The sequence below is a fragment of the Chryseobacterium lactis genome (assembly GCF_003815875.1).
GTDB classification, from domain to species: Bacteria; Bacteroidota; Bacteroidia; order Flavobacteriales; family Weeksellaceae; genus Chryseobacterium; species Chryseobacterium lactis.
In genome coordinates, this window is sequence record NZ_CP033924.1 from 4,869,538 (window position 1) to 4,881,536 (window position 11,999).

Annotated in this window: 8 protein-coding genes; 1 reads left to right on the forward strand and 7 read right to left on the reverse strand. The window is 36.3% G+C overall.

What is annotated here, in order from left to right; genetic code table 11:
• Positions 1-72: 72 nt before the first annotated feature.
• Positions 73-612, forward strand: a complete 540-nt coding sequence (locus EG342_RS21765; protein WP_246008681.1) for a GNAT family N-acetyltransferase — start codon at positions 73-75, stop codon at positions 610-612.
• A 163-nt stretch (positions 613-775) separates the two neighbouring features.
• Here EG342_RS21765 and EG342_RS21770 read toward each other — a convergent pair whose 3' ends face one another.
• From EG342_RS21770 to EG342_RS21800, 7 genes are all read right to left on the reverse strand, one after another.
• Complete coding sequence (locus EG342_RS21770) at positions 776-1,381, reverse strand: hypothetical protein (protein ID WP_103289897.1); 606 nt, start codon at positions 1,379-1,381, stop codon at positions 776-778.
• A gap of 4 nt (positions 1,382-1,385) precedes the next feature.
• Positions 1,386-1,886 carry an RNA polymerase sigma factor gene (locus EG342_RS21775; RefSeq protein WP_246008682.1) on the reverse strand — a complete coding sequence of 167 codons (501 nt, stop codon included), beginning with the start codon at positions 1,884-1,886 and terminating at the stop codon, positions 1,386-1,388.
• A 90-nt stretch (positions 1,887-1,976) separates the two neighbouring features.
• Positions 1,977-2,792, reverse strand: coding sequence for a class D beta-lactamase (blaOXA, locus tag EG342_RS21780; protein ID WP_103289900.1), 816 nt, complete (start codon positions 2,790-2,792; stop codon positions 1,977-1,979).
• A 411-nt stretch (positions 2,793-3,203) separates the two neighbouring features.
• A complete protein-coding gene (locus EG342_RS21785) occupies positions 3,204-3,614 on the reverse strand; it encodes a 5-fold beta-flower protein (protein ID WP_103289903.1) in 411 nt (136 codons plus the stop codon).
• A 147-nt stretch (positions 3,615-3,761) separates the two neighbouring features.
• Positions 3,762-8,297: an RCC1 domain-containing protein gene (locus EG342_RS21790; RefSeq protein ID WP_103289906.1), complete on the reverse strand. Its 4,536-nt coding sequence runs from the start codon at positions 8,295-8,297 to the stop codon at positions 3,762-3,764.
• Between the two features lie 19 nt (positions 8,298-8,316).
• Positions 8,317-9,495 (reverse strand): hypothetical protein, encoded by a 1,179-nt coding sequence (locus EG342_RS21795; RefSeq protein WP_103289909.1) that lies wholly within the window; start codon positions 9,493-9,495, stop codon positions 8,317-8,319.
• A 722-nt stretch (positions 9,496-10,217) separates the two neighbouring features.
• Positions 10,218-11,684 carry a serine hydrolase domain-containing protein gene (locus EG342_RS21800; RefSeq protein WP_103289912.1) on the reverse strand — a complete coding sequence of 489 codons (1,467 nt, stop codon included), beginning with the start codon at positions 11,682-11,684 and terminating at the stop codon, positions 10,218-10,220.
• Positions 11,685-11,999: the final 315 nt, after the last annotated feature.

Below are 11,999 nucleotides of genomic sequence, written 5' to 3' on the forward strand. Positions count from 1 at the left end.
TTACGCAATCTTATTCTCAACCCACTTCAATGATCTTAAGTATTTAAAATAAAATATTTTAAACATTTTATTATGTTTAAGGGATTAACAAATACTATATTTGAGATCAACCAATCGCTCAAAATGAAAGATATTAACCTTGAAATACGGCTCAGACCCACAACAATTGCTGATTTAGATATTCTTTTTGAATTTCAGCTTGATCCTGAAGCGAATCATCTGGCAGCATTTACTTCAAAGGATTCCTTCAATAAAGAAGCTTATCTGGCCAAATACACCAAATTACTGAATGATCCAACCGTTAACAACCAGACCATTATGTTTGGTGATACCATCGCAGGAAGTATTGCAAAATTTGTGATGGAGGGCGATACAGAAATCACCTATTGGATCGATAAATCTTTCTGGGGGAAAGGTATCGCCACAACAGCATTGAAAAGTTTTCTTACCATTGAAACAACCAGACCCATTTTTGGACGTGTTGCCTTTGACAATAGTGGCTCACAGAAAGTTCTGGAAAATTGCGGATTTGTCAAAATCGGCACTGACAAAGGTTTTGCGCGAGCCAGACAAACAGAGATCGAGGAATTTATTTACAGACTTGATATTTAATTCGAGGATAAAAGATTAATATCCTGAAACCAGAACATAGGTTCTGGTTATTCAAAGCTTCATGGGTTTGGAGATTTTTTTAAAACAAGCCATAACAATATTAGAAAAAATTATTTGCCAAAATTTTATTTTATCACCTCATCTGACATAGGTTTCAGAGTTTTTACTGCATGTCTGATAATACCTTTTTTAGTTGTTCCAAATACTTTCCAAAATATTGCTTAAAAGTATATTGACTAATTAAGTAATGCATCCCGAATATTGCGCCATATATACCCAACCTGAAGGGAAAACTCAGTTTCGCCAATGCATGAAGCCCTTCCACTAAATCATATTTGTTATTTCTAAGGAATAGCTCACAAAATATAATGACGGCTAAGAAAAACACCCTGGTAATTATAAGATACGTGATATTGGTTTTGATCAATCTTTTTATCTTAGTTTCTATGTCGTTTTTCACTGAACCATTAAACGTTTCTAAGTCATGTATTAATTTTAAGTTAAAATAATAATACACGGTTAATATGGGCAGAATAATTAAGGCCATCCAAATTAGAAGATTATCACTCACGTTAGATATTTTACTAGCTACTACAACTAAAAAAGCAAAGAGAATTGGTAAAATTTTAACTTGATTTTTCGATTTTCTCTTTAATTCCATTAAGGGAGAGATCATTTCTTTCTTTGTTGCAGAAATAATGTCAAATTCATTTTGATTTGTATCTATTGAAATTGTTTTCCAACTATTTTTTAATGTGTCTAGTTCCATTTTTTTATCGATTATGGGTTAACGTTCTTAATTTTTCTTTTATCCTATTCATTTTTACTCTTAAGGTTGCATTGCTAATTCCTAAAATCTCTTCCATTTCATCATAAGATTTATCTTCTAAATAAAGCATAACAACAGATTTTTCCACATCATTCAATTGTTGTATTGCTGCATATAACTGCTGATGTTGCTCTTCCTTCAATCCGATATCTTCTTCATATGGCATTTGTACATTATGAATTTCTACATCACTCATCTGGAGAGAGCGTTTTGGTTTGGAGAAACTCATTAAAGCTGTATTAATAGCGATCCGATACAGCCAGGTACTAAATTTCGACTCTCCCTTAAATTTCGGATAAGATTTCCACAACTGAATAATAATGTCTTGATACAGCTCCTGAATATTATTTTGATTGTTGGTATAAATCCGGCAAACTTTATATATCAAAAGTTTATATTCTTTTAATGCCAGCTCAAACTCTAATTCTAAATCTGTCTTTTTCAAATCTCTGGATTTTAGCTATTTGTTTCCCGTTGTAAAAAAATGTTACCAAATATTTTGACAGAATAGGAAAAAAAATGTTTTCCTTCGCTGTCAGAGCTTTTTCAAAACCTTCAATTCATCAAGAATATCATTTAAAATTTCAAATCTGGCTTTCCCAAAATCCGGTTTTTTTTCAATCGATTGAATGCAATTTGAAAAATAATATACGTTATCTTTAGTTGTAATATACCCTACATACCAACCCACATATTGTTGTCCCTGTTTACCGGCACCGGGTTTCGCCCGTATTACGGTACCTGAAGTATCACTTACAATCATAATGTCCTTTACAATATCCATAGATCGTTTTGAGAAGGGAAGTTTATCATCATGAAGTCTACGCAGAAAATCAATTTGTTCACCCGGTGTAATCCGAAGCCCACCAGATAACCAAAAAGCATCAATACCTCCTGAAATATCTTCATTACCATAATGAGACTTTTTCAGCCAACTTTTCATTCGGTTTTCACCCACACGTCTCGCCAACTCCTGGTAATACCATACTGTTGAGTTTTTAAAGGCATCTCTCATATCAGTATCCTTATTCCAGACATCAAGTGGCCTCTCCTTCCCATCCCATTTAAAAACAATGTTTTCATCTTTGATAACACCGGTTTCTAATGAAATTAACGAATTACAAATTTTAAATGTAGATGCCGGTGTGAACGGTGTAGATATTTGTTCTTTGTTATATATAGTATACCTGTCATCCGCCTGATCATACATAATGAATGAACCTTCCACTCCATATTTATCATAGAATTTCTTAAAATCATTCCGGATGACTTCAGTAGAATCGGATGTGAAAGAAACTATTAAAAAGAAAGCGACCACAGTAAATAAAAAATTGATGTTTATGAATTTCATCTTATTCAATTATATTAAGTGTAATTTATTTTTTTTCGAGCCATATAAATCATAATACCCCTGATTTATATTGTTTTGTAGAAATTATATTTCCCCTATTTCCCTTATGGTTAATTACTTTTTCTAAATATACTGACCCCTATCTTCCCTGACAATAGTTAGTAATAATCATTTTAAAAGGTTCTTTTAAAGTACCTCTACCATAATTTACTTCTCTTTTATTATCTTTTCCTACTATATTATCCAGGTTTATTAAACATAAAAAATCTATGTATTGATTAATTTCTATACTGCCTACAATCTCCGAAGTCTCCTGTTTTTTGGAGATTGTATTTCAAGTAAGCTATAAGAAGAACAATATTAAAAACCTTACTTGCCAAACTCACCTATTCTTCGTCACATCATTGATGATCAATCTAACTTAAAAAAGAAATACACTACTGCTGCCCATTCTTTTTTAACCCCTTTTGCGTAGCCAATAGTACTGTGACTGCTGTTTTCCACCGTTCCGTCGTCTCTGATATAACCCATGGTTGAATGGCTGCTACTTTCTACCGTTCCGTCTTTTTTAACGTAACCCACTGTAGAACGGCTGCTGTTTTCTATGGTACCATCGCTTTTGATGTATCCGATTGTGGAATGGCTTTTATTCTCAATTGTTCCGTCAGACTTGATGTAACCGACCGTGGAATGACTACTATTTTCAATGGTCCCATCGGATTTGATGTATCCTGTTGTGCTGTGACTGCCTGATTCTATCGTTTGTGCATTTACAACACAAAGGTTGAATAAAAAGAAACAAATGACTGCTATTTTTTTCATGATTTTAAAGTTGAATGGTTGATTATTTTTTTCTAACCTGATGTATTCAAAAATATCAATTAATTTGTAAAAAACAGCGCCACTTAAAAATAAGTGACGCTATTAAAATTTCAAACGTACTGAAATCTTAGTTGTTATAAATTATACTTATCGTTTGATGACTTTTACAGTCTTTACAAAGCCATTAACAGCATTTACTTTTACAAGATAAATTCCTGAAACGAGTCTGGAAACATCAATGATTCCTTTCGTATCATTAATCTCCCTGGTAAGTACCTGTTGCCCTGCTGCATTGTAAACCGTTACCGAATGAATCTTCTGATCATAAGAGATCGTCAGGATATCCTGAACCGGATTTGGATAGACTTTTAAATGATCTGTTTTTGCTGAAACTTCTTGAACAGCTAAAGTACTTGTAGGACAAGCAATAGGGACAAAAATCGGTTTTTGAATGTTTGTACCATCTCCTATTTGTCCTTTGTCATTGAGTCCACAGCCTGATAAAAATCCATTGGTATCAATCACAAGTCTGTTATACATACTGGATGAAATACTTTTTCTATTGGCAGTTGTCCCTATTTGAGTTGGAGTAAATCTTGTTGTTTTAGTACCATCTCCTAATTGTCCATTCTGATTATTACCCCATGCCCAAAGTGTTCCATCTGTTTTGATGGCAGCAGAAGAATGGTAACGATTAGCACTAACACTCTGCCAATTTGTTGCCGTTCCGATTTGTGTCGGAGTAATTTTTGCAACTGCGGTTCCATCTCCTAATTGTCCAAAAACATTACTGCCCCAAGCCCAGAATGTTCCATCTGTTTTTACTCCTATTGTATGACTAAGTCCACCATCGATATTTTTCCAATTCGCGGCAGTTCCTATCTGAATAGGTGTTTTTTTATCGGTCTTGGTTCCATCTCCCAGCTCTCCTTCATTATTTTTTCCCCAGCTCCATAATGTTCCATTTGTTTTAATGGCAAGGGAGTGATATGAACCACTGGCGATAATTTTCCAGTCATTTTCTGTTCCGATTTGGATTGGAGTATTTTTCTTTACATTGGTACCATCACCTAATTGTCCATAATAATTATAACCCCATGCCCATAGCGTTCCATTTGATTTTATGGCGAGTGCATAACTATCCCCTGCGGCAATACTTACCCAGTCTGTTGCTGTACCTACTTGTGTTGGGGTATTTTTGCTAATATTAGTTCCGTCACCCAATTGTCCATCGTAATTATCACCCCATGTCCATAGTGTTCCGTCTGCTTTAATTCCTACTGAATAATAACTGCCGGCTGCAATTTTCACCCAATTATTTCCGGTTCCGATTTGCGTTGGGGTATTTTTTCCAATAGTAGTTCCGTCTCCCAGCTGGCCATAATTGTTGTATCCCCATGCCCAAAGCGTTCCGTCTGTTTTAAGCCCTATCGAATGATAGCTGCCCGCAATCACACTTTCCCAACAGCCTGTTGCAGAGGTAGGAAGTGTAGTAAAAGAACCGCCATCGATCCAATTAGTCTGGCTATATCCACAGCTAGACGACACCCACCAATAATAAGTTGTATCGGGTAATAAATTTGTAAGATTGGCCGTCGTATTAGAAGTATTTCCCTCTATACCTCCAAGAACCGGATTCGTACTATAAAGATACGAATAACCTCCACTAGGAGCCGGATTCGCAGCTGTCCAGCTGATAGTAGCCGTTGCAGAAGTGATATTTGAAGAAAACAATTGCACTGGAGGGTTACACGTTGGAGGGCAGGCAACAGGTACAAAGATTGTTCTATCAATTGTAGTCCCATCTCCTATTTGGCCAAAGTCATTGATGCCACAGCTTGATAAAAGTCCATCATTATTTATAGTAAGTCTATTAAATCTCTTTGCTTCAATAATCTTTCTATCGGTAGCCGTTCCTATTTGCGTTGGAGTACTTCTATCTACTTTAGTTCCATCTCCCAGGTAACCAAATAAATTATCTCCCCATGCCCAAAGAGTACCATCTGTTTTAATTCCTGCTGAAGAATTGTATTGGTTAGCATTAATAGTCTTCCAATTGGTTGCTGTTCCAATTTGTGTTGGTGAAATTTTATTTATTTTAGTTCCATCTCCCAACTGCCCATTATCATTCCGGCCCCATGCCCATAACGTTCCATTTGTTTTCAATGCAACAGTATGACGCCATCCTCCGCCAACATTTTTCCAATCAGTTGCTGTACCTATTTGTGTGGGGGTATTTTTATTTACTTTAGTTCCATCGCCTAGCTGGCCTTCGTCATTAAATCCCCAAGCCCATAGCCTTCCATCTGTTTTGATAGCAATAGTATGATACAATCCGGTGGTAATAGTTTTCCAGTTATTTTCGGTTCCAATTTGTGTTGGAGTAGATCTATCAGCTGTAGTTCCATCTCCCAGCTGACCATAGGTATTAGACCCCCAAGTCCAAAGGGTACCATTAGACTTTAGCGCTACTGTATGATTAAAACCGGCAGCAACACTTACCCAGTCTGTTGCTGTACCTATTTGTGTTGGAATATTTTTTGAATTTGTTGTTCCATCTCCTAATTGTCCCTGTCCATTACTTCCCCAAGTCCAAAGTGTCCCATTTGATTTGATAGCTAATGTAAAATTTTCCCCAGTGGCAATAGTTACCCAGTCTGTTTCAGTACCTATTTGTGTTGGCGTAGATCTATCAGTTGTAGTTCCATCCCCCATTTGTCCAAAATTATTACCTCCCCAGGCCCATAGTGTTCCGTCTGTTTTAATTCCTACTGAATGAATACTTCCCGAACTCACAGCTTTCCAACATCCTGTTGTCGTTGCAGAAAGCGTGGTAAAGGACCCTCCGGATATCCAACTCCCTCTACTGGATCCGCAACGAGATGCAACCCACCAATAGTAAGTCGTATTAGGTAATAAATTGGTTAAATTTGCCATTGTAGAAGAAGTAGTAGTTCCGCCTATACCTCCAACAATTGGATTCGTACTATAAAAATATAAATAACCTCCATTGGGAACCGGTGTTGATCCTACCCAATTAATTGAAGCTGTAGAAGAGGTAATATTGCTCGTTGAGAACTGTGTTGGAGACGTGCAATTGGAAGGACACTCAATTGAAGTAAAGGTATCTTTTTGAGTAGTTGTTCCATCCCCTAATTCCCCTGAAACATTTCGTCCACAAACTTTTAAAGCACCACTGGTATTTTTTTCAAGAACGTGATAAGTTCCGGCAGAAATCAGCATGCTGTCTGAAAAAGAACCTACCTGCTTAGGTATTAATGTGCTTCCTGAACTCTGGCCTAACACTCCATAAGAATTATATCCCCAACTCCAAAGCGTACCATCTGTTCTGTTCGCAAAAGTAAAACTACCTCCGGCGGATACATTTTGCCAATTGGTTGCAGTTCCTATTTGTATAGGGATATTTTTATAAGTAGTTGTTCCATCACCTAATTGCCCATACTCATTCGTACCCCAGGCCCAAAGTGTTCCATCTGTTTTGATTCCTACAGAATGCATACTTCCTACATCTACACTTTTCCAATTGGTAGCTGACCCTATTTGTGTTGGAGTCGATCTGTCGGTTGTAGTTCCATCACCTAGTTGGCCGGTAGTGTTATAACCCCATCCCCAAAGTGTACCATTAGTTTTGATAGCAAGAGTATGTACCGAACCTGCTACTGCACTTTGCCAATTTGTTTCTGTTCCGATTTGTGTAGGTTCGGTTTTATTTGTCATTGTACCATCGCCTAACTGTCTATATCCATTAAAACCCCATGCCCAAAGTGTTCCATTTGTTTTGGTGGCTACTGTATAATAGACTCCCCCGCTAACATTTTGCCAATTCGTTGCTGTTCCTATTTGAGTTGGGCTCAATTTATCATTTTTAGTTCCATCCCCTAATTGTCCATACTCATTCCTTCCCCATGCCCATAAGGTTCCATCTGTTTTGATAGCAAGGGTATGCTGTGCTCCGGCAGCGATGACTTTCCAATTATTTGCCGTTCCTATTTGAACAGGGACATTTGTGTCAATTGTACTTCCGTCTCCCAATTGCCCATAAGCATTATTTCCCCATGCCCATAGTGTTCCATCGTTCTTTATCCCTACCGAATGTTCAGTTCCTGCACTAAGGCTTTGCCAACAACCGGTAGAAGCTGGAGTTTCTACATTAATAACATTTTTAAAAACCGGTCCCCAGGTCCCGTTGGTATCTTTGACACGAATATTAAATACATGCAATCCAACGGATGGTAAGGCAATTCCTGTCTTTACCAGTTGCTCATAAGCCCTGTCAAAATTTCCGTCGGCGGCTAATACCGGAGTACCGTTTCCGGTCCCTGGATCAGTATCCCAGAAATATTCGGCTTGTGCCAGAGCCATTACAGCAGATACCGTGTTTTGCTCGACATTGATGACGTTGGTAAAAACAGGTCCCCAAACCCCCGTATTGTCTTTGATACGGACAGATAATTTGTGTAAACCACTACCCGGCGTGGCAATTCCAGTTTTGGTTAGTTGTTCAAAAGCACTATTGAAGCTCCCATCGGTTGCCAATACCGGAGTTCCGTTTCCTGTTCCCGGATCGGTATCCCAGAAATATTCGGCCTGGCTTACGAACATTTGTGCCCAGCACAATGTTGCTATAAACAAAGCGATTATACTATAAATATATTTATTCATATTATTCGATGCTTAAGGATTATTTAGAAAAACCAGATCCGGTGATGCTTAAAGTACCACTGCTGATTGTTCTTGGAGTTACCAAATAATTTACCTGAGGCTTTCCTCCGTTATCTGACGGCCAGTAATTCGCCCAGCTGTTAGAGCCACCATAGTGTCCGGCATCGTTTCTCGTTAAATCCAAATCTGTATAGTTTATGGCAGGATTTCCCGCATTTACATTCATTCCGGCTATAGTATATGCCGTGTTATCGAAATTCATATTGACAGCCCCTGAATTGTTGCTTTGGGTCATAGTTCCCTGTGTTACAAATGAATTGGTAAATAAATTATACGTAGCTGTTACATTAACATTAGTACTTTCGTTTTTGATACAGGCATTGGTTTGGCCTACCACAAAAGAACCAGCATTGTTCATAATCGTAATATTTCCAGGAATCGGACCATTTAAGCTAATATAAAACGGACCGAAATCACCAGGATTTGGGTTATAGACCGTATTGTTAATGATTTCACCAGAACCTCCCGCTTTAAAATTGGAAACAATAAAACCGGTACAAAAATTATTGTAGAATTTAAAATTATAATTGAGCTGCGCGTTCGATATCCCTGATTTGGATACATTTCCATACACCTCAACGTCAGATGTGGCTAGACTGGTGTCTTCTGCCTGAGAATAGATATTAATATAATTTGCTTTATTAGCCGTACACCTTCCGTGCGAGAAGATCAAACTTTCTTTAACCGTACAACCTGAAATATTTGTGGTTGTATTCACCTGGTACGTAAAGACATTATTCAAATCACAGTTATAAAGATTAATGGTAGTTCTTCCCCCGGTTGTTGCTCCACTTGCTTCCAGAGTATATCCGCCGGAAATCCCTGAACTCAGGCTGCTAATAGTCACTACTCTTCCCGCTGCCGGGCTGATGGTAACATTTCCCTGAATGATGTATTTGTTATAATTGGTTTCAGAGACAAAAGTCAGTGATTTGTTGATGATCAGGTTTTCTACATAGGCGGTCCCATTTATTTTGGGTTGAATGATGATTCTGTCTCCGTCTGAAGCGGCAGTAATAGCCGCACTTACAGTAGAATATGCTCCACCGGCTCCGGCATTTCTAACATATAGATCAGCTGCAAAAGCCGTCGTACTGAGTAAACCAGTCAAGGCAATGGTAAGTAGTTTTTTTGTCATAATAGTATATAAAATTGGTTGGTTTAATATTAATTGTAAACTTGATTTTTTAAATACTTCACCTGATTATTGAATACAATTTTTATTTATATGAAATAGATTCGTACATAAACAGATTTCTTTAATCAATGAAGAAACATTGATTTTAAAAGTATATGGTTAATCAATAGTGTAGCATCATAACTGATCGGACAACATCTCCTCTTCTGATATTTCTACACAATTCTTTTTTCTCAAATCGACAGTAAAATATCTGTTATGCTTCCATAAATCAGTATTTTTCATCTAATTCAGGGCATACCGAAATGAGCCAAATTTTGGCTAAATAGAATTTGTAACTTTAAAAGAATTCAGAAGATTTACTATTGTTCTCAATTGTTGGAAACAATCAGTTTTGATGAATTAGTATAAATACAGTATAGTTTTGTTCATTCATGGTTTAATTAATTTTCAAGCTTAGGGTTTTAGTTTTTTTTAACAACAATACAATCGAGTATGATTTTATGTTATTGATTACAAAAGTATGTTTTTATTGTTAATCATCAAATATTTAATCGAAAATTACTGTAATTTTATTTCTATATTTTTTTATGAACAAAACAGTTTTCTATCCGAACCAAATGAATACTTATCCTTTGCCTCAACTATTCCGGATAAAATTAATGTACCAACATCTAAAAAGATCAGATGTTGGTACATTGAAGATATTGAGTAATTGTTATCTATTTTTTATTAATGACCTGAACTTTAGTTTGCAAGGAATCTCTCGTTAAGGTAACAGAGTCTATCTTTCCATTGTTGAAATCAAATTGTAACAGGTTTGGATAATCTACAATTTTAAATAATCCGTTTTTCAAATAAACCAGTTCATATTCATTTTTTCCTTTAAAATGTTCCAAAATTGGTGACTCCACATACAGACGGTTATTCTTTTCCAATATTTTGGTTTCCATTCCCTGCCCATAAAGAAAATCATCATAGGTTCCGATTAGTTTTTGTTTTAGGGTGAAAGGCATTTCCTGCGTCTCTACTTTAGGTTCTTTTCCGTTCCAGTTCATCAATGTCAGAATCGTCCTTTGAGTCTTATTCATCACAGGAAAACGATTTGGTTTTTCCCCGTTGGCAAGAAATACAAAACCATTTCCATCTTTCATGGTTGCGAAAACACTACCTCCTACTCCTGTATTGGAACCATTACATGAAAACCAATCATAATTGTTGTACGCAAAAGATTTTTGCCATCCATATCCCCAACCGCCAACCGCGTTTTTGATAGCAGTTACTTTCGTCATTTTTGTTGCAATCTGATGAGATATCACTTTGTTATTTTTGTTTCTTAAGGCATTTTGTATTTCAATAGAAAGTTTAGCCAAATCAGTAGGTGTAGACCACAATCCCGAAGGTCCCACTTGTGGAGTAATTGGCAGGCCTGTTTTAATCACTTTTCCATCTTTATCATGAACCAGAGCTACATTTGTTAAAAATCCTTTTTCATTAGGTTGTATCATGGTTGTATTTTTCAAACCGAGAGGTGAAAAAATATACTCTTTTGCAAGTTCTGCAATAGGTTTATTGAAGGTATCTTCCAAGGCCATCTGAACAATTACATAGCCACCACCACTATATTGCCAATCAGTACCCGGTGTGAACAAAAATTCAATTTCCTTTTCGTACCTGGGAATCTGTCCTAAAAGACTCTGCGTAATGGTCGGAATTTTTTCCCCTTCATAATGATCTTCAAATCCACTCTGTGAGGTACCGGCCGTGTGATTAAGAAATTGTCTCCATGCTGGGCTTATCTTTTCAGTAAACTTACTTTTAGGTAAATGCCAACGTTTTAGTGATTTATCGATTGGATCATCTAAATTAATTAAGCCTTTCTCCTCAAGTAAATAGCAAAGAAGTGCCGTAATCGGTTTCGAAATAGATGCCGTAGAAAAAGCAGTATTTTCATCTATCTTTTCTTGAGAATTCATCGATTTCACTCCAAATTGATTGGAATAAACAACTTTATAATTCTCGAAAACAACCACACTAAATCCGGGAAGTTTATATTTTTCTAATTGTTGATTAATATGCAAACTATCCGTAAGAAAGTTATAATTTTTGGTAGAGGTCAGTGCGTTATTGCTTGTTTTGCAGCTAGACATTATCAATGTGAAAATTAGTAAATAAAGAATATTTTTCATGGTATTATATTTAATGGTAAAAATCTATAGTCTCTTGCCTTCCTTCTAAGGCTTTATTAGCGAATGTTTTTAATTTCTATCGATTGTTTTTACATCGTTTTCAAAGGATTTGTTTTGTGCTTGTAAATTCTGTGTGGTCATAAGTATGATAATTATAGTGACTAAGTAAAGGAAGAAGGTTTCATCTTCTTTTTTCGACAAAGCAACTCAGATAGATGCTTTCAAAAAAATAAGTTTTTTAGGTTTTTATGTACTCTGTCGAATTTCTTATTTAACCTGAATTTTGAAGACTGGAAGTTATTCTATAAACAAGTT